This window comes from Stenotrophomonas sp. STEN023 (genome assembly GCF_056760135.1).
The window spans coordinates 39467-61708 of record NZ_JBRREF010000002.1 but is presented as its reverse complement, the minus strand read 5'-3'; the positions used below and the strand labels follow the sequence as shown (position 1 = coordinate 61708).

The 22242-nt window shown below is 62.7% G+C and carries 16 protein-coding genes; 8 read left to right on the top strand and 8 right to left on the bottom strand.

The window, feature by feature from the left end:
• Positions 1-2: 2 nt before the first annotated feature.
• A complete protein-coding gene (locus tag ACVOLV_RS00765) occupies positions 3-788 on the top strand; it encodes a rhomboid family intramembrane serine protease (RefSeq protein WP_481552717.1) in 786 nt (261 codons plus the stop codon).
• Positions 789-1114: 326 nt separating this feature from the next.
• Here the strand turns inward: ACVOLV_RS00765 and ACVOLV_RS00760 are convergent, their stop codons facing one another.
• The 8 genes from ACVOLV_RS00760 to rpmH all read right to left on the bottom strand — a co-directional run bounded on the left by ACVOLV_RS00760 (position 1115) and on the right by rpmH (position 11196).
• The gene (locus ACVOLV_RS00760) at positions 1115-2149 is read right to left on the bottom strand and encodes a glycerophosphodiester phosphodiesterase (protein ID WP_481552751.1); all 1035 of its coding nucleotides are present in this window, start codon (positions 2147-2149) and stop codon (positions 1115-1117) included.
• A 130-nt stretch (positions 2150-2279) separates the two neighbouring features.
• Complete coding sequence (locus ACVOLV_RS00755; protein ID WP_481552716.1) at positions 2280-3893, bottom strand: ATP-binding cassette domain-containing protein; 1614 nt, start codon at positions 3891-3893, stop codon at positions 2280-2282.
• A 211-nt stretch (positions 3894-4104) separates the two neighbouring features.
• On the bottom strand, positions 4105-4491 hold the full coding sequence (locus tag ACVOLV_RS00750; RefSeq protein WP_481552715.1) for a VOC family protein: 387 nt from the start codon (positions 4489-4491) through the stop codon (positions 4105-4107).
• A gap of 60 nt (positions 4492-4551) precedes the next feature.
• The gene (mnmE, locus tag ACVOLV_RS00745) at positions 4552-5901 is read right to left on the bottom strand and encodes a tRNA uridine-5-carboxymethylaminomethyl(34) synthesis GTPase MnmE (RefSeq protein WP_481552714.1); all 1350 of its coding nucleotides are present in this window, start codon (positions 5899-5901) and stop codon (positions 4552-4554) included.
• A gap of 3 nt (positions 5902-5904) precedes the next feature.
• Positions 5905-8586, bottom strand: a complete 2682-nt coding sequence (locus ACVOLV_RS00740; RefSeq protein ID WP_481552713.1) for a polysaccharide deacetylase family protein — start codon at positions 8584-8586, stop codon at positions 5905-5907.
• A 260-nt stretch (positions 8587-8846) separates the two neighbouring features.
• Positions 8847-10556: a membrane protein insertase YidC gene (gene yidC, locus ACVOLV_RS00735; protein ID WP_481552712.1), complete on the bottom strand. Its 1710-nt coding sequence runs from the start codon at positions 10554-10556 to the stop codon at positions 8847-8849.
• Positions 10556-11059 (bottom strand): ribonuclease P protein component, encoded by a 504-nt coding sequence (rnpA, locus tag ACVOLV_RS00730; protein WP_405051631.1) that lies wholly within the window; start codon positions 11057-11059, stop codon positions 10556-10558. The genes yidC and rnpA overlap by 1 nt, the downstream gene beginning before the upstream one ends.
• The gene (gene rpmH / locus ACVOLV_RS00725) at positions 11056-11196 is read right to left on the bottom strand and encodes a 50S ribosomal protein L34 (protein ID WP_006404565.1); all 141 of its coding nucleotides are present in this window, start codon (positions 11194-11196) and stop codon (positions 11056-11058) included. The genes rnpA and rpmH overlap by 4 nt, the downstream gene beginning before the upstream one ends.
• Before the next feature lie 252 nt (positions 11197-11448).
• Here rpmH and dnaA point away from each other — a divergent pair, with 252 nt between their 5' ends.
• The 7 genes from dnaA (at position 11449) to ACVOLV_RS00690 (ending at position 22242) form a co-directional block, all read left to right on the top strand.
• A complete protein-coding gene (gene dnaA, locus ACVOLV_RS00720) occupies positions 11449-12777 on the top strand; it encodes a chromosomal replication initiator protein DnaA (RefSeq protein ID WP_481552711.1) in 1329 nt (442 codons plus the stop codon).
• Between the two features lie 368 nt (positions 12778-13145).
• On the top strand, positions 13146-14246 hold the full coding sequence (gene dnaN, locus ACVOLV_RS00715) for a DNA polymerase III subunit beta (RefSeq protein WP_481552710.1): 1101 nt from the start codon (positions 13146-13148) through the stop codon (positions 14244-14246).
• Positions 14247-15474: 1228 nt separating this feature from the next.
• Entirely contained in the window at positions 15475-16575 is a 1101-nt protein-coding gene (gene recF, locus ACVOLV_RS00710) for a DNA replication/repair protein RecF (protein ID WP_481552709.1), read from the top strand.
• Between the two features lie 109 nt (positions 16576-16684).
• On the top strand, positions 16685-19144 hold the full coding sequence (gyrB, locus tag ACVOLV_RS00705) for a DNA topoisomerase (ATP-hydrolyzing) subunit B (RefSeq protein WP_481552708.1): 2460 nt from the start codon (positions 16685-16687) through the stop codon (positions 19142-19144).
• Positions 19145-19215: 71 nt separating this feature from the next.
• Positions 19216-20049 carry a CPBP family intramembrane glutamic endopeptidase gene (locus tag ACVOLV_RS00700; RefSeq protein WP_481552707.1) on the top strand — a complete coding sequence of 278 codons (834 nt, stop codon included), beginning with the start codon at positions 19216-19218 and terminating at the stop codon, positions 20047-20049.
• A gap of 70 nt (positions 20050-20119) precedes the next feature.
• The gene (locus tag ACVOLV_RS00695) at positions 20120-20926 is read left to right on the top strand and encodes a M48 family metallopeptidase (RefSeq protein WP_481552706.1); all 807 of its coding nucleotides are present in this window, start codon (positions 20120-20122) and stop codon (positions 20924-20926) included.
• A gap of 131 nt (positions 20927-21057) precedes the next feature.
• A complete protein-coding gene (locus tag ACVOLV_RS00690) occupies positions 21058-22242 on the top strand; it encodes a tetratricopeptide repeat protein (RefSeq protein WP_481552705.1) in 1185 nt (394 codons plus the stop codon).

Genomic DNA, 22242 nt, shown 5'->3' with positions numbered 1-22242 from the left:
TCATGGACACGCCAACCCTCCCCGACACCGGCGACACGCCGGCCACCACTGCCCGCAACGACCGCAGCCGGGTGCTGCGCGCGTTCAACATCAGTCTGGGCTTCGTCCTGCTGCTGGTGGCGATGTTCGCCCTGCAGAGCAGCGGCTGGGATTGGCGGCCGTGGGCGGTAGCGCCGCTGGAAGCCAGCGGTCTGGCCGGCCTGCTTGGCGCGCCCTTGTTACATGGTTCAATCGAACACCTGGGCGCCAATGCGGTCGCCCTGCTCATTCTCGGCACGCTGGCCGGCAGTGTTTATCCCAAAGCCACCCTGCGTGCCCTGCCCTTGCTGTGGATAGGTTCCGGCCTGGGCGCCTGGATGCTGGGCGATGCCGGCAGCCGCCACCTCGGCGCCAGCGGCCTGACCCACGGCCTGATGTTCCTGGTCTTCGTACTCGGCCTGCTGCGCCGCGACCGGCCGGCGATTGCCGCCAGCCTGATCGGCTTCCTGTTCTACGGCAGCATGTTGATCACCATCCTCCCGCACGAGCCGGGCGTGTCCTGGCAATCGCATATGGGCGGAGCGGCGGCTGGCGTGATCGCCGCATTGCTGTTCCGCAACGCCGACCCACGCGCTGCACGTAAACGCTACAGCTGGGAAGACGAAGAAGAAGAACAACTGGCCCAGGCCGACAACGAACTGGAGCCGCCCGCACCGGGCCAGGTTCCAGTGCTGTGGCAGCCGCGCGAAGGCCGTGACTATGAAGTGGTGGTGCCGCTGCGGCGGCGGGATTCAGACGAACGGCCCTAAGCGCCGCGCGGTAGTGCCGAGCCATGCTCGGCAGTGGCTCTACCAGCGAACCATCAATCTGCAGGAGCGGCATAGGCCGCGAAGCTGCCGATGCTTGAAATGCCTAAAAGCTAACCCCTCCCCAACCCTCCCCTTGGCTACGCCAAAGGGAGGGGGCCGTTCTCGGCGATCTGCCAGTGAGCAGCTTAGCTGCTTGGCTCCCTCCCTTTGGCGTAGCCAAGGGGGTGAAGAAGGCCTGCTTGCGCGCCATTGGCGCGCGGCCTGATGAACGACCGAAGGCTACGCCTTCGGGCCGGACGGGTTGGGGAGGGGCCGCTCTTCAGCCTTTACGAACCACCATCCACCGCCCGTCGACCCAGCGCCGGATCATCGGTAAAGAACGCATCGATGCCGGCCTGCAGATAGGCGCGGATCTCGGCCACCGAGGCCTCCGGGTTGCGTGCGTTCTCCGCCCCCTGGCGCAGTGCCGGTGGCAGGAACGGGTTTTCCGGGCGGAAGCTATAGGCCACTACCTGCAGGCCGGCGGCATGCGCATCGCCGATCAAGGCGGTAGGTGCAGCCAACTTGCCCTGTGCATCCAGCGGCACCAGCGCGCGCCGTTCAACGCCGATCGCATTGGCATAGCCGGCGATATCGCGCAGGCCGGCTGGGGTCGTCATCTGTGCATAAGTCAGGCTGCCACCGGCCAAGGCGATGTCAGCCGGCTTCTCGTCACTGGAATCGAGCAGCTGCAGCAGGCGGATATTGCTGTCCTTGCCGAGCTTGCTGCGGATCTGCCGCAGGTTGGCGGTCTCGAAGGACTGCAACAGGATCGGCGCGACCTTGGTGTAGCTATTGCCCTGCAGGCTGGCGAGCAGCTTGTCCTCCATCGGCAGGCCAATGCTCTTGAAGTAGCTGCCGTGCTTGATCTCCGGCGCCAGGCCGATGCCACGATTGGCGCGTCCGGCCTGTTGCACCAGGAAGCTGATGATCTCGTCCAGGGTGGCAATGCGGAACTGGCCGTCGAAGGCGGTGCCGCGGATCTGCGGCAGGCGCTCGCGCGCATACAGCGTCTTCAACTCGGCGACGGTGAAGTCTTCGGTGAACCAACCCTCGACCTGCTGGCCATCGATCAGCTTGCGGGTGCGGCGGCTGGCGAACTCGGGATGGCTGGCGACATCGGTGGTCGAGCCGATCTCGTTCTCGTGCCGGGCCAGCATCACCCCGTCCTTGCTCATCACCAGGTCCGGCTCGATGTAATCGGCGCCGTCGCTGATGGCCTGTGCATACGCGGCCAGGGTGTGCTCGGGCAGCAGTGCGCTGGCACCGCGGTGCGCGTACACCGAAACCTGTGGGTAAGTTTGTGCGGCTGAGCTGTCCATTACCCCGCAGCATGCCACGCCAACCCCCACCGCCATCAACCAGGCCCAGCTTCGCACCGTCAACGCTCCTATCGAAAACAAGGCGCGCAGCATGACGGCTGGATGTGACGTGCGGAAGAACATCGCGTCACTATTCGCGCTGCCATTGCCAGCCATCGGCTCCGGCATGCAGGCGCGCGGTGATGCCGATGGCCTGCAGCAGCGCCTCGTCATGCGATACCAGCAACAGGCTGCCCTGGTATTGGCGCAACAGATCTTCCAGAGCCGCCAGCGCATCCAGGTCCAGATGATTGCCGGGCTCGTCCAGCAACAGCAGCTGTGCCGGTGGATCGGCGTACAGCGCGCAGGCCAGGCCGGCTTTCAGTCGCTGCCCACCGCTGAGCTGGATTGAAGGCAGCTGTACCTGCGTGGCATCGAGCCCCAGCAAGGCCAGCCGGCTGCGCAACTCCCCTTCCGACATCGCGGGATTTCTCAGGCGCAGGGCATCCAGCACGCTGCTGTGCTCCGGCAGCAGCTGCAGTTGCTGATCCAGCAAAGCCGCTGGCACCTGCACGCTCACCTCGCCCGCCAGCGCTGGCAGCTGTCCGGCCAGCACTTTCAGCAATGTCGACTTACCCACACCATTGGCGCCAGTGATGGCGACACGTTCGCCCCGGCGCAGATTGAAGTCCAGCGCGCGCAGCGCCGGTGCCACATGCGGCAGCTGCAGTCCGCTGGAACGCACTACCCACTCCGGTCCGCTGGTTTGCACGCCTGGGACCAGCAATACCGGGGCGGCGACTTCACTACCAGCCTGTGCCTCGCGCACCGCGTCGTGCAGCTGCACCTGCCGCTGATCCAGCTGCGCGCGTGCCTTGCCGAGGCTGGCTTCGGCACGCTGCCGCTGCAGGCCAAGCAGGATCGGCGCCTGATTGGCGTTGGCGGCATCGCGGTTGCCGCGCGCGCTGCGTTGTTCCAGCCGCTGGCGTTGCTCGCGCAGCGCCTGCTCGCCCTTGCGGCGTTCGTGGCGACGTTGCTGCAGCAAGGCCTCGGCCGCTGCGCGTTCGCCTGCGCGGGCCTGTGCATAAAACGCATGGTTGCCGCCGTAGCTGCGCAGCCCTTGCGGCGACAGTTCGACGATGCGCTCCACTAGCTGCAGCAGCAGGCGATCGTGGCTGACCAGGATCAGGCCCTGCTTTCTCGCGCGCAGCTGCCCGGCCAGCCAGTGCCGGCCGGCGTGATCGAGATGATTGCTGGGTTCATCGAGGATCAGCCATTCCACCGGCTGCAACAGCGCCCCCACCAGAGCGACGCGCATGCATTGCCCGCCACTGAGCTTATCCACAGGTGTATCCGCATCCACGCCGTGCAGACCTGCATCGGACAATGATTGCTGCAAGGTTTCACACAGGCTCCATTGCTCGCCAATCGCGTCGAAATCCGCTTGTAGCGTGCTTCCGGCTTCAATCCTGCGCAATGCATCCACACGCTTATCCACAGCAGCGAGCTCGGCTACGCGCTGTCCTGTTTGTGGCTGTACCTGCTGTGCAAGGTAGTAGGCCTCACCGATGCGACGGCAGTGCCCAGCACTGGGCTGGCGAAGTCCAGCCAGTATTTGCGCGAGTACGGACTTACCCACACCGTTGCGGCCGACCAAACCGGTGGGCCGGTCATCGAACTGTGCGTTGAGGTTGGAGAACAGGCTGCGCCCATCGGGCGAGTGCCACGCGACGCCGTCCAGCGTCACGGAAATAGAAGTTGTCATGCGGTATTCCATCGATGCCCGAAGCACCCGACCGCCAGCGGCAGCAGGGACTGGTAGGGACCGTCATCAAGACGGTGGCATCAATGGCGCATTGGACTGACTCCGTTGGCGGGGGAATCCCGTAACAGGGCCTAGCCTAACGGCGGCAAACAGAACTGTCAGTAACCGGCGGCGAGATCTGCTCCGCGCCGCCGCAGCAGGGAAACGTTGCTCAGGCCTGAGCCGCACGGTGCGTGGCGCACAGCTTGTTGCCGGCCGGATCGCGCAGATACGCCAGGTAGAGCGGACCGAACGGGCTTTGCCGCGGCCCCGGCGGGTCTTCCACGCTTACGCCACCATTACCCACACCCGCCGCATGCCAGGCCTCCACCACGTCCGGCGAAGCACAGCTGAAGCCGATGGTGCCGCCATTGGCATGGGTAGCCGGCTCGCCGTTGCGCGGATGGCCGACGATCAACAGAGCACCGGCGTGGAGATAGACCACGTTGCCCTTGGGGTCGACGAAACCCGGCTTTGCACCGAGCGTGGACAGCAGCGCGTCATAGAACGCCTTGGATGCCTCTATGTCATTTGCCCCAACCACGATGTGCGAAAACATCAACTACCTCCTGACTTTTGTGTTGTCTGGCCGCTACCGGCCGGTGGCTCAACGCCGACATCATTTGCCGATGCAGAAGCTCGAGAAAATCCTGCCCAGCAGATCGTCCGCGGTCATGCGGCCGGTGATCTCGCCGAGCGCGTCATGCGCGAGGCGCAGTTCTTCAGCGGCCAGTTCCAGCTGGTCGTAGTGCAGCTGACCATCGGCGGCATCGAGGTGTTCGCTGGCCAGGGCCAGCGCTTCGACATGGCGCAGGCGCGCGGAGAACTCGCCCTGCATGCCCTCGCCTGCGCCGTGGCTGGCGATCTCGCGCAGGCGTGCGTGCAGCAGTTCCAGGCCTTCGCCGTTGGCGGCAGACAGGGCGATGCTGTCTTCGCCGAGGTCCTGTGGCCACTGCGGCAGCAGGTCCGACTTGTTGTAGATCCACAGCTGACGCGCGGCCTGTGCGGCGGCATCACCGATCGCCGCCCTGCCCGCTTCCGGATCGCGGGCATCGAGCACGACGATGGCCAGATCCGCCCGTTGCATCTCGGCGCGGGCGCGGCGCATGCCTTCGCGTTCGATGGCGTCACCACCTTCGCGCAGGCCAGCGGTGTCGACCAGCTCCAGCTCCAGGCCGTCGATGCGGATGGTCTCGCGCAAGGTGTCGCGGGTAGTACCGGCGATATCGGTGACGATGGCGCGTTCGCTGCCGGCCAATGCATTGAGCAGCGAGCTCTTGCCGGCGTTCGGCGGGCCAATCAGCACCGCGTGCAGACCATCGCGTAGCTTGCGGCCGCGTTCGGCGTCGATGCGCAGCTGGGCCAGCAAGGCCTTGGCCTGGCCGATGCCGGCGCGCACCTGCGCGCCGCCGAGCGTGTCCAGCGGCTCATCGGCGAAGTCGATGGCGGCTTCAACATGGATGCGCAGCCGCACCAGTTGCTCACCCACCTCTTCGACCCGCCGCGAGAACACACCATCGAGCGAGCGCCGCGCCGCGCGGGCGGCGCGCACATCGCCAGCGGCGATCAGGTCGGCGATGGCTTCGGCCTGGGCCAGGTCGAGCTTGCCGTTGAGGAAGGCCCGTTCGCTGAACTCACCGGCGCGGGCCTGGCGTGCGCCCAGCTCGATGCAGCGGCTCAGCAGCTGGCGCAGCACGACCGGGCTGCCGTGGCCTTGCAGTTCCACCACGTCTTCGCCGGTAAAGCTGCGCGGACCGGGGAAATACAGGGCGATGCCGTCGTCGATGACTTCGCCGGTGTCATCGCGGAACCTGGCGTAATGGGCGTGGCGCGGCTTGAGCTGTGGACAACCCAATGCAACCGCGATGCGCAGTGACTGCGGGCCGGAGACGCGCAGCATGCCGACGCCGCCGGCAGCGGCGCCGCTGGCGATGGCAACAATGGTCTGGCCGGTGGACACGTCGCTCATCGCTTACAGCTTCTGCAGTTGCGCGCGGGCCTGGGCTGCACCGCTGCCCTGCGGCTGCAGCTCCAGGTAGGTGCTGTAGGCCTGCTTGGCCTTGGGCTTGTCGCCGGCATTGAAGTAGGCGTCGCCAAGATTCAGGTAGGCCACCGCGCGTGAGGGATCAATCTTCAAGGTGTTCTCCAGCCAGCGCGCGGCTTCGGCATAGCGCTGCTGGCGGTAATAGACGAAGCCGAGGTTGTTCGCCGCCTGGGCGAAGTCCGGGCGTAGCTTCAGTGCTTCGGTGAACTGCAGGGCGGCTTCGTCATAGCGCTTCTCGCGGTACAGCTGCAGGCCGCGGTCATTGGCCTGCTGCGCACGCTGGCGGTCCGAAGTCGGTACGGCGGCCGGCACTACCAGGGTGCTCTTGCCACCCTGCAGATCGGCCACTGTCACCGGCGCCTCGGTCTTGCCTGCAGGCTTGGCGTCCTGCACCGCATCGACGCGGCTGTTGAGGGCGATGGCGTCAGCCGACAGCTGGCGGGTATCGGCGTTGAGGAATTCCTGGCTGTCCGGCACCTGGAACACGAACTCGCCACCCTGCGAACCGGGCAGGCTACCGAAGGCCGGGGTCTGCCGCGATACCGCCGATACCGCAGGCGCCACATAGGCGGCCAACTCGGTGCCGGTGATCAGCCCATCGCCATTGAGGTCGCCCTTGCCGGCCAGCGCCTGCAACAGCACCCAGGTGAATACCGAATGCCCGTTCGGGCCGCTGTCGGCGACCTGCTGGTCGGCACCGCCGGCAGTCAGCATCTGCCGCGCGCTGCGGCGCGCGTTCTCGCGCAGGAAGGACGACGAACTGCCGCCACCGCGAGTCAGCCCAAGCCCGCTGTAGCAGGCATCCATCACGAACAGCACATGCTTGGCCTGCATGCTCTCGGCGATGTTCTGGATGTCGGTCATCGCGATCGCGTCGGTGGCGAACTCGTTGGGATCCGAATCCACTGGAATGATGTAACCCAGGTCACGACCAGAAGCGAGCTGGCGGGTTGCGCCGTGGCCGGCGAAGAACACGAACACGCGGTCGTTCTTGCCGGTGCGCTCATCGGCCAGGCGGTCATGGAACGCAGCGAGGATGTTGTTGCGGGTGGCCTGCTGGTTCTTCAGCACGATCACCTGCGAAGACGGGAAGCCGAACTGGCCGGTCAGGGTATCGGCGATGGATTGTGCATCACGACCGGCGTATTCGAGCTTGGGCCACTTGGCGTACTCGTCGATGCCGATGACGATCGCCCAGGATTTCTCGTAGCCAGTGGTGACCGTGGTGTCGCCGACCGCGCCCTTGCGCACACGGCTGACGCTGAAATCACGGCCATTCCAGCCGGCGAACTGATAGCCATCGGCGATCAGCTTGTCGAGGATCTGCGGCAGCGCCTTCACCGCGCGGTCGTGGATGTCATGGAACAGGATGATGCCGCGCTGTTCCTTCTGCACCTGGTCGACCACGCGCTGCACGATGGATTCGGGCACCGGGTCGGCCCAGTCCATCGAGTCGATGTTCCACATGATGGATTTCAGCCCGGCTTCGTTGAGCAGTTGCAGGCCTTCGGCATTGCGCGCGCCATACGGGAAGCGGAACAGTGGTGCGCGCTTGGCATCCACACCCTTGAGCAGCGTATCGGTATCCAGCACCTGCTGACGCAGGGCATCGCCGGTGGTGCGCGACAGCTGCGCGTGGGTCAGGCTGTGGTTGCCGACCGCGTAGCCGTGCTCCATCAGGCTGCGGCTGATGCCGGCCATCGACCCGAGCTTGACCTTGCCATCGGCCTCGACTGTGCCTAGGTTGCGGCCAACTTCAAAAAACACGCCCGGTACGTCGTAGCGCTGCAGGATGGCGACGACTTCATCGGTGTAGGCCTTGTGCGGGCCATCATCGAAGGTCAGCACCACGGTCTTGGCTGGCAAGTCGCGGCCGAAGATCTCGCGGTCGCTGTCCTGCATCGACATCGGGTAGGGCTCGATCACACCGAAATCGCGCAGGATTGCGTCGCGCTTGTACAGCGTGTTGAGGTGGGCGACATAGTCATCCCACTTCTCGCGCTTGAGTTCGATGGCGCGGGTACGCTCGAAGCGGCTGAAGATGCGGGTCAGTTCCTGGTTGTAGTTGCGCTCGATCTCGTCGAGTGCTTCCAGATCTTCGCCGATGCGCTGACGCAGCTTCACCGCTGGTAACGAGGAATCCGCACCTACACGCTGATGCAGTTCGCGCAGTATTTCGCGGAAAGCCAGACGATCGGCGTCGTAGAGCTCGGGCGAGGATTCGATGTAATCCAGCACCGTGCCCAGGGTGGCGAAGCGCTGCGGATTTGGATCACGCAGCAAGGCGTCGAACTGTGCGGCAATGGCCTGGCGTTGTTCCAGACCGTCATGGAACAGCTGCTGGCCGATGCGGCTGGACGTCTGCCGGTCGGCCGGCGATTGCTGTGCCTCGTCGGCCAGCAACACGACGATGCGGCGGTGCCCGTCCAACTGTTTCTGCAAAGCGGTCAACAGCGGTGCAGCTGCGGGGTTGGCCGCGGCTGCAGCCTGCGCACTGGCCTGGGTTGGCGTCGCGGTGCTGGTCTCGTCCTTTTTCGAACAGCCGGCGACCGTCAACGCGGCAAGCAACAAAGCAGGCAAGGACAGGCAACGCGACAAAGAACGGGGCATGGCAGGCTCGGGGTGAAAGGGTGCAGCAGATGTGGTGATTCTAACGCCACAGGCAAAAACCAAGCTCGCGGCACTGGCTGGCTGTTTGTGGGAGCGGTGTAAGCCGCGAAGCTGGTCTTGCCTGGACACTGGGAAGCTGTGCGATCTGATGCTGTATCGGCTTCGCGGCTTACACCGCACCCACAAACAACCAAACAACCGAACTTTCCGTCTTCGCCTGCCCCCACATGCGAAAAGCCCGCCTTGCGGCGGGCTTTTGCTTACTTGGCTTCGATCACCTTGCTCGGCGCGTCTTCGCCGTGCTTCTTGATCATCCACCACTGCTGCAGCAGGCTCAGGCCGCCGTTGACCACCCAGTACAGGACCAGGCCGGACGGCATGAAGGCCATCATCACGCCGAATACCAGCGGCATGAACTGCATCATCTTCTGCTGCATCGGGTCCATGCCCACCGCCGGGGTCAGCTTCTGGGTGAACCACATCACCGCGATGTTGATGATCGGCAGGATGAAGTACGGGTCACGCGCGGTCAGATCCTGGATCCAGCCCAGCCACGGTGCCTGACGCAGTTCCACCGATTCCACCAGCACCCAGTACAGGGCGAAGAAGATCGGCATCTGAATCAGCAGCGGCAAGCAGCCACCCAGCGGATTGATCTTCTCCTTCTTGTACAGCTCCATCATTGCAGTCTGGAACTTCTGCTTGTCGTCGCCGTAGCGCTCTTTCAGCTGCGCGATGCGCGGCTGGAACTTGCGCATCTTGGCCTGCGACTTGAACTGCGCATTGGCCAGCGGGAACAACGCCATCTTCAACAGGATCACCAGGCCGATGATGGCCCAGCCCCAGTTGCCGACCAGCTTGTGCACCTGGTTCATCACCCAGAACAAGCCCTGGCCGATGATGGCCATGATCGAGAAGCGGCTGTAATCGACCACGCGGTCCAGGCCCTTCACGTCTTCCTTGGCGATCTGGTTGACCAGCTTCGGGCCCACCCACAGGCGTGCCTCGGTGCTGACCTTCTGGCCCGGTGCCACGGTGAAGCCGGGGCCGCGGGTTTCGATCACGTTGCGCGGACCGTTCTGCGACAGCAGGTACAGCGCCGACTGGTCAGCCTGCGGAATCCATGCGGTGAAGAAATGGTGCTGCAGCATCGCCACCCAGCCACCACTGATGGTCTGGTTGATGGTGCCGTCTTCCAGGTAATCCTTGAACGCACGACGCTGGTAGCCATCAGCCGGGCTGAACCAGGTGGCGCCGTTGAAGCTGAAGGAGTCCGGGTTGGTCATGCCCTTGGTGATCACCGGCGGCACGCGGTCCAGTTTGCGGAACACATAGCCCTGCCACGGTGCGGCACCGGTGTTGACCACTTCGTCCTTCACGCTGATGGCGTAATCGCCACGCTTGAAGGTGTAGGTACGGTGGATGCTGACGCCGTTCGGGCCGTTCCACACGAACGGCACCTGCACTTCGTTCTGGCCATCGGCCAGGGCGACGGTGGTGACACCCTGCACCGGCTGGAAGCCATTCGCGCCGGGTACCGGCGAGTTGTTCTGGCTGGCCCATCCGGCGGTGGCGCTGTACGGATGCGCCTTGTCTTCGGTCAGCAGCTGCACCGGCGGGCTGCCGGCGGCCTTGGTCTGCGGGAAGTGCAGCAGATCGGCGTCAAGCACGCTGCGGCCGTCGAGCACCAGCTTCAGTACGTCGGTGGTGACGGTCACGCGCTGGGCGCTGGAAGCAGCTTCCATGCCGGCGGGTGCAGCGGCGACAGGCGGCTGGCCCGGCACGCTGGCCTGCGGCACGTCGGCGCTGGCCGGCGCATGCAGATCGACATCATTGGCGCCCGGCACGGCCGGTTGGGTGGTGGCCACGGTTGCCGGATCCGGTGCGGCCTTTTCGCGACCCCATTCCATCCACAGCAGCACGGCTACCATCAGCCAGGCAAAAATCAGGAATACACGGGTCTGGTTCATCAGCAGGCAGGCTCGGCTCGACCGGAGGAAGTGTCCGGTACGTTCAAAGGAAGAGGGGCGGGTGCGCCCTCGTGCGGCGGCATTGTGCCGCCCGCAGCCACAACGGGCAATGCGCCGGAACGGCGCAGCAGGCGCTCGAACGCCTCACGGATCTGTTGATTACTGGCGGTCTTGGCCGCGGATCGGGCAACGATGACGTAATCGCCACCGCTCAGGCACGATCGTAGGTGGCGTGTTGCATCCCGCAACACACGCTTGATACGGTTACGACCGACCGCACGCGTATCCACCTTGCGTGACACAGCCAAGCCGAGTCGAGCGGGGGTATCCCCTTTCAACCAGTGGAGTGTCATCAAGGGATCGGATACACGGCGGGCGCCGTTGAAGACCGTTGTATATTCGGCACGCGTACGAACCCGCGCAGAGCGAGGGAATCGCTTGCGCGGGCAGGTACTGATCACGATCGGTGTTGCGATTGCCGCTTCACGCGGCAACGCAATCAAGCGCTGAGGACTTTGCGGCCCTTGGCGCGGCGACGCGACAGGATCTTGCGGCCGTCGGCGGTCTTCATACGAGCACGGAAGCCGTGATCGCGCTTGCGCTTGAGGTTGCTGGGTTGGAACGTGCGCTTGGTGGCCATTGGGGCACCTGTATGAAGTGGACGGAAAGAACCGGAAATTCTATAGACCCTACCGGGGTCACGTCAAGTCTTGCTTGACAAAGCTATCCACAGGCCGGTGTACATCTTGTGGATGAGCCTGTGAATAAAACCGGGACAAGCATTCCCGCATCGGGCCTGCGGTGGTAGTCTGGGCCATCCACTTTCCCCCTTCCGGCCTGTGGCCCGGCGGCTTTCTGCGCCCGGCTGGCAAGCCTTTGACGACTATTGCTGATGGATGCCTGGACACGTTGTCTCGAACGTCTGGAGGCGGAATTCCCGCCCGAAGATGTCCACACCTGGTTGAAGCCGCTGCAGGCCGACCAACGCGCTGACAGCCTTGTGCTGTACGCGCCAAATGCCTTTATTGTCGACCAAGTGCGCGAACGCTACCTGCCGCGCATCGGCGAACTGCTGACCCATTTCGCCGGTTTCGGCGAGGTGATCCTGGAAATCGGTTCGCGCCCGCGGGCGCCGGAACCGGCCCCGCTGGTCGCCCCGGCGGCCAGCTATGTGCCGGCCGCGCCGGTGGTGCCGTTCAACGGCAACCTCGACGCGCACTACACCTTCACCAATTTCGTCGAAGGCCGCAGCAACCAGCTGGGTTTGGCGGCCGCATTCCAGGCGGCGCAGAAGCCGGGTGACCGTGCGCACAACCCGCTGCTGCTGTACGGCGGCACCGGCCTGGGTAAAACCCACCTGATGCTGGCCGCTGGCAATGCCATGCGCCAGGCCAATCCGGCGGCAAAAGTGCTGTATCTGCGTTCGGAACAGTTCTTCAGCGCGATGATCCGTGCGCTGCAGGAAAAGACCATGGACCAGTTCAAGCGCCAGTTCCAGCAGGTCGACGCGCTGCTGATCGATGACATCCAGTTCTTCGCCGGCAAGGACCGCACCCAGGAAGAGTTTTTCCACACCTTCAATGCGTTGTTTGATGGCAAGCAGCAGATCATCCTGACCTGCGACCGCTATCCGCGCGAAGTGGAAGGCCTGGAAGCCCGCCTGAAGTCGCGCCTGGCCTGGGGTTTGTCGGTGGCCATCGAGCCGCCGGACTTTGAAACCCGTGCTGCCATCGTGTTGGCCAAGGCCCGCGAACGCGGCGCCGAGATTCCGGACGACGTGGCGTTCCTGATCGCCAAGAAGATGCGCTCCAACGTGCGCGATCTGGAAGGTGCGCTCAATACGCTGACCGCCCGCGCCAACTTCACCGGCCGCGCGATCACCACCGAGTTTGCCCAGGAAACCCTGCGCGATCTTCTGCGTGCCCAGCAGCAAGCCATCAGCATCCCCAATATCCAGAAAACGGTTGCCGACTACTACGGCCTGCAGATCAAGGATCTGTTGTCCAAGCGGCGCACCCGTTCACTGGCCCGGCCGCGCCAGGTCGCCATGGCGCTGACCAAGGAACTGACCGAACACAGCCTGCCGGAAATCGGCGACGCCTTTGCCGGCCGCGACCACACCACGGTGCTGCACGCCTGCCGGCAGATCCGCACGTTGATGGAAACCGACGGCAAGCTGCGCGAAGACTGGGACAAGCTGATCCGCAAGCTCAGCGAGTAAGCCCCGGCGCTGCCCTGTGGAAACGCTCATCGATGAAACAGGTGGGAAAACCATTGGGGCAGCGAGGTATGGGCTGGAAGTGGAGCGAATGATGCACCTACGCCACTGCGGCGTCATCGCACAAAACGGTGCATCATTCGGGGGCAGGCTTGGGAGAAGTTGTGGATAAAATTGACAGGCAGATCCGCGTCAAAATTATCCACAGGTTCACCCACCAGCTCAGCGTCAGTAATACATGGGTTTCAGCTTCAATAAAACATTTAAAAACAAACACTTAGGTGTGTTTTAAGCCAAATCTGGCTCTACCAGCACCACCAAGCTTTTGATTTAATCCACATCTTTTTAAAAGCATAGGGGCACGAAACCACATGCGTTTCACACTGCAGCGCGAAGCCTTTCTCAAGCCGTTGGCCCAGGTCGTCAACGTGGTTGAACGCCGTCAGACCCTGCCGGTTCTGGCCAATTTCCTCGTCCAGGTTCAAGGCGGCCAGCTTTCGCTGACCGGTACCGATCTGGAAGTGGAAATGGTCTCCCGCATCGCGGTCGAAGATGCCCAGGACGGCGAAACCACGATCCCGGCGCGTAAGTTGTTCGAAATCATCCGCGCCCTGCCCGACGGCAGCCGCATCACGGTTTCGCAGACGAGTGACAAGATCACCGTCCAGGCCGGCCGTAGCCGCTTTACCCTGGCCACCCTGCCGGCCAATGACTTCCCGTCGGTTGACGAAGTTGAAGCCACCGAGCGCGTCGTCGTGCCGGAAGCCGCGTTGAAGGAACTGATCGAGCGCACTGCCTTCGCAATGGCGCAGCAGGACGTGCGTTATTACCTCAACGGCCTGTTGTTCGACCTGCGCGACAGCATCCTGCGCTGCGTTGCAACCGACGGCCACCGCCTGGCGCTGTGCGAAACCGCACTGGAGAACGATAACGGCGCCAAGCGCCAGATCATCGTGCCGCGCAAGGGCGTGACCGAATTGCAGCGTCTGCTGGAAGGCGGCGAGCGCGAGGTTGAGCTGGAAGTCGGCCGTAGCCACGTGCGTATGAAGCGCGACGATGTCACCTTCACCTCGAAGCTGATCGACGGTCGCTTCCCGGATTACGAAGCAGTAATCCCGATCGGTGCCGACCGTGAAGTGAAGGTTGAGCGCGAAACCCTGCGTGCTTCGCTGCAGCGTGCGGCAATTCTCTCCAACGAGAAATACCGCGGCGTTCGCGTCGAAGTGACCCCGGGCCAGCTGAAGATCAGCGCGCACAACCCGGAGCAGGAAGAAGCCCAGGAAGAAATCGAAGCCGATACCGTGGTCAGCGATCTGGCCATCGGCTTCAACGTGAACTACCTGCTCGATGCCCTGTCGGCACTGCGCGATGAGCACGTTGTGATCCAGCTGCGCGATTCCAACTCCTCGGCACTGGTGCGTGAAGCCAGCAGCGAGAAGTCGCGTCACGTGGTGATGCCGCTGCGTCTCTGACCTGCAGGTTCCACGTGGAACACGAAGAAGCCCGGCCTGATGCCGGGTTTTTTTGTCGCTTGGATTCTGACTGAGGTTCCACGTGGAACAGCCGGAAGCGGCCCCGAGTTGGCCGGCCTCTGGACGATTGCGCCCTGCCCGCCTGCTTCCAGGCGAGGTGCAACGACGTGGTGGCAGATCTTGGAGTGATGCGAGTCTCGCGATTTCCTTCAGCTACCGTGCCAGGTACTGATTCCGGTAGCAGAGCCCAAACACTTGGTTCCAGCTCATTCCGACCGCTCTTGCCGATGTCTTCGGAGCTCACTGAGATTCGTGCACTGGTTTTCTATCGGGTCGATCGCTTCAGCGCTTAGCGGAAGGGCTTTGATCTGCAGGACTCCTTCCCTGCCTGGCTGCGTTGGCGGGCATGACCGAGCTGGATGGCGTTGAACATTCGCCTTAGCCAACCTGATCGAAGATCAGCAGCTCAAATTCCTTGAGGCTTCGGACCGTCACGCCCGAGACCCATGCAGAGCTCGGCTCGCAGATCAAAGCGAGCAGTTCAATCCGTGAAATCCGGGGCCCGGGACCTTGATCGGCCGATCAGAATTCAAGAAATCAGCACCCTTTCCGGAGCATCTCCAAGGGACCAACAAAGCGGAGGGGGCAGGCAGCTTGGATCGACCTCGGATTTCTTGAAATCTAAAACTCGCAGCAGGATCCCAGCACCCAGAATTCAAGGATTCACAGCTCTGGTTTTTCGCCCTTCTTGGCTGCCTGTTTTCTCAGCTCTATGCTTTAAATCTGAGAATAAATCAAAAGCTTGGTGGTGATGGTAGGAGCAGATTTCATGTAAAACTAGCTTAAGTGATTGTTTTACATTGAGTTGTTGGCGTTGAAACCCCCTGTAAAACAGGGCTTCTAGCCTGTGGATATCTGTGGATAAGGTCGGATCGGTCTTTCAAGGTCGCTTTTATCCACAGATTGCCCCACTTATACACAGGGTTTGTACCCGGACCTATACATGCCCTAAAAAAACACCGGATTTCGTGAAATCTGCAAAGCTGCTGCCCAGGGCATCACTCAGATTTGAAGAAATCCTGTGATGTTCCACGTGGCACAGATCGTCGTTGCTCCTGCGAACGCGTTGGGGCCTGCTCTTCGGGCTGTTCGAACTCGGCGGATGCTTTAAGCTGCGCATGGCCAGCCACGGACCCCGTGCTGGCGTCGTGCTTTCTGTCGAGCGTCAATGCATATCGTCCGTGTTGCCCTGAACCGCGTGCGTCGGTTCAATTCGGTGGAGCTGGCTCCCCGCCCCGGCATCAACCTGATTACCGGCGCCAATGGCGCGGGCAAGACCAGCGTGCTCGAAGCACTGCATCTGATGGCCTATGGCCGGAGCTTCCGTGGCCGCGTTCGTGATGGCTTGGTGCAGAAAGGTGCTGAGAATCTGGATGTTTTTGTTGAATGGCAGGAGCGCAGCGACGCAGAACTGGGCGTTTCAACGCGTCGGGCAGGGTTGCGGCACAGCGGACAGGCCTGGAAAGGCCGCTTGGACGGTGAAGACGTGGCGCAACTGGGCAATCTTTGTGCCGCACTCGCCGTGGTTACCTTCGAACCGGGTAGCCACGCCTTGGTCAGTGGCGGCAGCGAACCCCGTCGGCGTTTCATCGATTGGGGATTGTTCCACGTGGAACCTGACTTTCTTCCGCTATGGCGCCGTTACACGCGGGCCTTGAAGCAGCGCAATGCGCTGTTGAAGATGGGCGCCCCGGGCAAGCAGCTGGATGCCTGGGATTGGGAGCTTGCTGAAGCCGGAACTCCCCTCACCTCCCGGCGCCAGCACTATCTGGAGCGCTTGCAGGATCGCGCGGTCGCAATCGCTGCGGATCTGGCCCCTGGTCTGCAGTTGAGTGGTTTGGAACTGCAACCGGGCTGGCGCCGGCACGAAATGTCGTTGGGCGATGCCTTATTGCTTGCCCGCGAGCGCGACCGAAGCGCTGGCTATACCTCGGTGGGACCGCACCGGGCCGATTGGAGCGTTGGTTTCACGCAGATTCCGGGGCGTGATGCGCTGTCACGCGGGCAAGCCAAGCTCACTGCCCTGGCCTGCTTGTTGGGGCAGGCCGACGATTACGCCAGCCAGCGCGGCGAGTGGCCGGTAATCGCCCTGGATGACCTGGGCTCTGAGCTGGACCGCAATCACCAGCAACGCGTTCTGCAATTCTTGGCTGCAACACCGGCGCAGATCTTCATCACCGCAACGGAAACCCCGGCTGCACTTGAGGAAGAGATGAAGCCGGCGGCTGTGTTCCACGTGGAACATGGCACCATCCATGCCGTAAGTTGAGCCTTCAGGGCGGAAATTCCCCCGGCAGGTATAATCGGAACGTCATCCCCTATCTCTCATGCCCGTTCCACGGAACGGCGCATGACCTGCGGAGCCTACGGCAAGCGCAATGAGCGAAGAACAGAACACCCCGGTCAACAACGGCAATTACGACGCCAACAGCATCACCGCATTGGAAGGCTTGGAGGCTGTTCGCAAGCGTCCCGGTATGTACATCGGCGACGTCCATGACGGCACTGGCCTGCACCACATGGTGTTCGAGGTTGTCGATAACTCCATCGACGAAGCCCTCGCCGGTCATGCCGACAACGTGCTGGTCACCATCCATGCCGATGGCTCGGTATCGGTCGCCGATAACGGCCGCGGTATCCCGGTTGGCAAGCATGCGCAGATGAGCCAGAAGCTCGATCGCGAAGTCTCCGCTGCCGAAGTGGTGATGACCGTCCTGCACGCAGGCGGCAAGTTCGATGACAACAGCTACAAGGTTTCCGGCGGTTTGCACGGCGTCGGCGTCAGCGTGGTCAATGCGCTGTCGCAGAAGCTGATGCTGGATATCTACCAGGGCGGTTTCCATTACCAGCAGGAATACGCCGACGGCGCAGCAGTAACCCCGCTGAAGCAGCTGGAAGCCAGCGATCGCCGCGGTACCGTGCTGCGCTTCTGGCCATCGGTGACGGCGTTCCACGGCAATGTGGAATTCCACTACGAAATCCTGGCCCGCCGCCTGCGCGAATTGTCGTTCCTGAATTCCGGCGTCAACATCACCCTGGTGGATGAGCGCGGCGAAGGCCGTCGCGATGACTACCACTACGAAGGCGGCATCAAGAGCTTCGTGGAACATCTGGCGCAGGTGAAGACCCCGCTGCATCCGAACGTGATCGCGGTAACCGGCGAAGCCAACGGCATCGTGGTCGAAGTTGCGCTGCAGTGGACCGATTCCTACCAGGAAACGATGTACTGCTTCACCAACAACATCCCGCAGAAGGACGGCGGTACCCACCTCGCCGGCTTCCGTGCCGCGTTGACCCGCACGCTCAACAACTACATCGAGCAGAGCGGCATCGCCAAGCAGGCCAAGATCAGCTTCACCGGCGATGACATGCGCGAAGGCATGATCGCGGTGTTGTCGGTGAAGGTGCCGGACCCGAGCTTCTCCAGCCAGACCAAGGAAAAGCTGGTCAGCTCCGACGTCAAGCCGGCGGTGGAAAGCACCTTCGGCGCAAAGCTCGAAGAATTCCTGCAGGAAAACCCGAACGAAGCCAAGGCCATTGCCGGCAAGATCGTTGATGCTGCCCGTGCGCGCGAAGCAGCGCGCAAGGCCCGCGATCTGACCCGCCGCAAGGGCGCACTGGATATCGCCGGTCTCCCGGGCAAGCTGGCCGATTGCCAGGAAAAGGATCCTGCGCTGTCCGAACTGTTCATCGTCGAGGGTGACTCGGCAGGTGGCTCGGCCAAGCAGGGCCGCAACCGCAAGAACCAGGCGGTGCTGCCGCTGCGCGGCAAGATCCTCAACGTGGAACGTGCGCGCTTCGACCGCATGTTGGCCTCGGACCAGGTCGGTACGCTGATTACCGCGCTGGGCACCGGCATTGGCCGTGACGAGTACAACCCGGACAAGCTGCGTTACCACAAGATCATCATCATGACCGACGCCGACGTCGACGGTGCGCACATCCGTACGCTGCTGTTGACCTTCTTCTACCGGCAGATGCCGGAGCTGATCGAGCGTGGTTTCGTGTATATCGGCCTGCCGCCGCTGTACAAGATCAAGCAGGGCAAGACCGAGTTGTACCTCAAGGACGACCCGGCGCTGGATGCGTATCTGGCCAACAACGCAGTGGAAAACGCGGCGCTGATTCCAGCTGCCGGCGAGCCGCCGATTGAAGGCGTGGCGCTGGAAAAGCTGCTGATGACCTACGCTGCTGCGCAGGAAACCATCAACCGCAACGCGCACCGCTACGACCGTGGCCTGCTCGAGGCGCTGGTCGATTTCACCCCGATGGATCTGGAACACCTGCGCAATGCAGCTCCGGGCGAGGGCCTGGATGCCTTGGCTGCACGCTTGAACCAGGGCAGCCTGGGCACGCCGCGTTTCACCCTGGTGCTGCAGGAACCGAATGAACAGCGCCCGGCTGCCGTGCTGGTAACCCGCCGTCACATGGGCGAGGAACACACCCAGGTGCTGCCGCTTGCCGCATTTGAATCTGGCGAACTGCGTCAGCTGCATCTGGCTTCGCAGTTGTTGCATGGCCTGGTGCGCGAAGGCGCGACCATCAACCGTGGCAACAAGTCGTCCGAGATCACCGGTTTCGCGCAGGCACAGGCCTGGTTGATGGAAGAAGCCAAGCGCGGCCGCATGATCCAGCGCTTCAAGGGCCTGGGTGAAATGAACCCGGAGCAGCTTTGGGATACCACGGTGAACCCGGATACCCGCCGTCTGTTGCAGGTTCGCATCGAAGACGCGGTGGAAGCCGATCAGATCTTCAGTACCTTGATGGGCGATGTGGTGGAACCGCGTCGTGACTTCATCGAGAGCAATGCGCTGAAGGTCATGAACCTGGATATCTGATCCAGGGCAACCGTAAGTGTGGGCGCCGACGATGGCGCCCACTTTTTATCCGCGTCACTCCCAGGTTCGCGATGTCCAGTCTCCCCGACGTACCGATCAGCTCGCCCTCTTCTCCATCACCCAGCCCGGGCTCGCCCTTGCTTGGATTTGGCCTGGATCTGTTGATCGGCGTCGCCACGCTGCTGTTTCTGAGTGTGCTCGGTGGTTTGGCCTGGGGTTTATGGCGGGGATTCGAAGTCGGCCTGCAGGCTGCGCGCGATGGCGCGGCACCGGCGGCAGCTGATCTGGCCAGTTCGCTGGGCGCGCCGGGCGCGTTGGCGCAGATGCTGATTGCGCTGTTTTCCACAGGTGGTGCAGCGTTGCTGCTGTATTTCCTGCGTCGTCGTGCCAGCCCGGCCGAACGTGCAAGCTCGCATCAGGCGCTGGGGCGCGCATCCACCTGGGGCTGGATCGCACTTGTCGCCACCGGCGTTTTCCTGGGCAGCAGCGGTATTGGCTGGGCCGCCAAGCAGATGGGCGTGGAGCCGGTGCCAACCAACCTGTTGTTGATGCAGCAGGCATGGGCGCAATACCCGCTGTTTCTGATCGCTTTCGCGGTGCTGTTGGCGCCGGCTTACGAAGAGCTGCTGTTCCGCCGCGTGCTGTTTGGGCGCTTGTGGGCAGCTGGCCGTCCGGCCTTGGGCATCGTGCTCAGCAGCATGGCCTTCGCGCTGGTGCATGAAATCCCCGGCACCAGCCCCAACAGCTTCCCGGCGATGCTGCAGCTATGGCTGATCTATGGCTGCATGGGCGCAGCCTTTGCCTGGGTATATCGCAAGACCGGCACACTGTGGGCGGCCGTCATCGCGCATGCTGTCAACAACGCCATTGCCTTGGCTGCGATGGTCCTGCTCGGCGTGCAATAAGACCGCCAGCGGTTGACGAAAAATTAAGCAAGACACTCGCACACTGCAGTTGTGAATGAGGGGGTCCCGGATGAAAGCAGTCGGATTAGCTGTTGTTGTGGCGCTGTTGCTCAGCGCCTGCGCCACCACCACCTCCCCTACCGGGCGGCGCCAGGTGGTGGGTGGTGTTTCGCAGCAGCAGCTGGATCAACTCGGTGCCCAGGCCTTTGCTGAAACCAAGGCCAAGGAAACGCTCAACCGCGACGCCAAGCAGAACGCCTACGTGCAATGCGTGGTCAACGCCTTGGTCGCACAATTACCTTCTCAATACCATGGCGTACGTTGGGAAACCGCTGTATTCGTCGACAAGGAACCCAATGCCTTCGCCCTGCCCGGTGGCAAGGTCGGGGTGAATACCGGCATCTTCACTGTGGCCAAGAACCAGGATCAGCTGGCAGCGGTGATCGGTCATGAAATCGGCCACGTGATCTCGCGCCATCACGAAGAGCGCTTGACCCGCCAGCAAGGCACACAGGTTGGGCTGGGCATTCTGGGGGCGCTCGCAGGCGCCGCCTATGGCGATACCGCCGCCAGCGCGGTCAACCAGTTCGGCGGAATGGGCGCACAAGGCCTGATCCTGCTGCCGGGTTCCCGAACTCAGGAAAGTGAGGCTGACGTGGTGGGGCAACGCCTGATGGCACAGGCCGGGTTTGACCCCTCACAGGCAGTGAATCTATGGCAGAACATGATGGCAGCCAGCGGAAACCGCTCTCCGCAATGGCTTTCCACCCATCCTGACCCGGCCAATCGTATCCGTGAATTGCAACGTGACACCCCCGCTCTGGAGCCTGTATATCAGCAGGCGAGGCGCTCTGGTGTAGTCCCGCGCTGTGGTTAGTTGTAGGGTTTTTGTGCATTACAGCATCGGAAATTATTTCTCAGGCAAATGATTTCTGATACGTTTGTGAGCTCGGTTTCGTTCCGACAGTTTGAATTTCTACCGCCACGGCGGCTCCTTCGAGGTGAAACATGATCTTCCGCAGCCCAAAGCACGCCGTGCTCTCCATCCTCATCGCCACTGCATTGGGCGGTGTTGTCGTCGCTGACGCTGTGGCGCAGTCGCGCTCGTCCGAGCGTCGTGGCAACAAGGGCAGCGCCAAGGCTGAAGTGCTGTTCCCGGAAGCTACCCGCGTGGAGCCGAAGGGCAAGGCCTCCTCGAAGATGGGCAGCAAGCTCAACAAGCTGTTTGCTGCCTACAACGACAGCGAGTACGCAGAGACCCGCACCCTGGCCGATGAAATCCTGGCGTCGCCCGATGCCAACGACTACGACAAGGCCGTTGCCAACCAGCTGGCCTCGCAGGGCGCGTACAACCTCGACGACAATGCCGCTGCCAAGCAGTACTTGCAGCAGGCCATCGCGCTGAACCAGCTGGACAACAACGGCCACTTCCAGGCGATGTTGATGCTGGCCCAGCTGCAGCTGCAGGACGAACAGTACCCGGAAGGCCTGGCCAACCTGGACAAGTACTTCGCCGAGTCGAAGTCGAACAAGCCTGAAGAACTGGTCATCAAGGGCCAGGCGCTGTACCAGACCGAAAAGTACGCCGAGGCGATCCCGGTGCTGAAGGCCGCCATCGCTGCCTCGCCCGAACCGAAGGACAACTGGAACCAGTTGCTGATGGCGGCCTACTCCGAAGCCGGCCAGACCGGTGAAGCAGTCAAGGAAGCCGAGGCACTGGCCGCCAAGAACCCGGCGGACAAGAAGGCCCAGCTGAACCTGGCCAGCATGTACATGCAGGCCGACCAGATGGACAAGGCTGCCGCAGTGATGGACAAGCTGCGCACGGCCGGACAGCTCACCGAAGAGCGCGAGTACAAGCAGCTGTACTCGATCTACGCCAACACCGACAACAAGGAACGGGACGTCATTGCGGTGATCAACGAGGGTATCTCCAAGGGGATCCTCAAGCCGGACTACCAGACCTATCTGGCGCTGGCACAGTCGTACTACTACACCGAGCAGGTGCCGCAGGCGATCGAAGCCTGGAAGAGCGCGGCCCCGCTGTCCAAGGATGGTGAAACCTACCTGAATCTGGCCAAGGTTCTGCACTCGGAAGGGCGCATTCCGGAAGCCAAGCAGGCAGCGCGTGACGCATTGGCCAAGGGTGTCAAAAACCCGGCAGATGCAAACAAAATCATCAACCTGAAGTAA

Excerpts from the sequence above, each read along its gene's own strand:
- ACVOLV_RS00765 (WP_481552717.1), top strand. The coding sequence starts at position 3 with ATGGACACGCCAACCCTCCCCGACACCGGCGACACGCCGGCCACCACT.
- ACVOLV_RS00760 (WP_481552751.1), bottom strand. The coding sequence starts at position 2,149 with ATGGACAGCTCAGCCGCACAAACTTACCCACAGGTTTCGGTGTACGCG.
- ACVOLV_RS00755 (WP_481552716.1), bottom strand. The coding sequence starts at position 3,893 with ATGACAACTTCTATTTCCGTGACGCTGGACGGCGTCGCGTGGCACTCG.
- ACVOLV_RS00750 (WP_481552715.1), bottom strand. The coding sequence starts at position 4,491 with ATGTTTTCGCACATCGTGGTTGGGGCAAATGACATAGAGGCATCCAAG.
- mnmE (WP_481552714.1), bottom strand. The coding sequence starts at position 5,901 with ATGAGCGACGTGTCCACCGGCCAGACCATTGTTGCCATCGCCAGCGGC.
- ACVOLV_RS00740 (WP_481552713.1), bottom strand. The coding sequence starts at position 8,586 with ATGCCCCGTTCTTTGTCGCGTTGCCTGTCCTTGCCTGCTTTGTTGCTT.
- yidC (WP_481552712.1), bottom strand. The coding sequence starts at position 10,556 with ATGAACCAGACCCGTGTATTCCTGATTTTTGCCTGGCTGATGGTAGCC.
- rpmH (WP_006404565.1), bottom strand. The coding sequence starts at position 11,196 with ATGGCCACCAAGCGCACGTTCCAACCCAGCAACCTCAAGCGCAAGCGC.
- dnaA (WP_481552711.1), top strand. The coding sequence starts at position 11,449 with ATGGATGCCTGGACACGTTGTCTCGAACGTCTGGAGGCGGAATTCCCG.
- dnaN (WP_481552710.1), top strand. The coding sequence starts at position 13,146 with ATGCGTTTCACACTGCAGCGCGAAGCCTTTCTCAAGCCGTTGGCCCAG.
- recF (WP_481552709.1), top strand. The coding sequence starts at position 15,475 with ATGCATATCGTCCGTGTTGCCCTGAACCGCGTGCGTCGGTTCAATTCG.
- gyrB (WP_481552708.1), top strand. The coding sequence starts at position 16,685 with ATGAGCGAAGAACAGAACACCCCGGTCAACAACGGCAATTACGACGCC.
- ACVOLV_RS00700 (WP_481552707.1), top strand. The coding sequence starts at position 19,216 with ATGTCCAGTCTCCCCGACGTACCGATCAGCTCGCCCTCTTCTCCATCA.
- ACVOLV_RS00695 (WP_481552706.1), top strand. The coding sequence starts at position 20,120 with ATGAAAGCAGTCGGATTAGCTGTTGTTGTGGCGCTGTTGCTCAGCGCC.
- ACVOLV_RS00690 (WP_481552705.1), top strand. The coding sequence starts at position 21,058 with ATGATCTTCCGCAGCCCAAAGCACGCCGTGCTCTCCATCCTCATCGCC.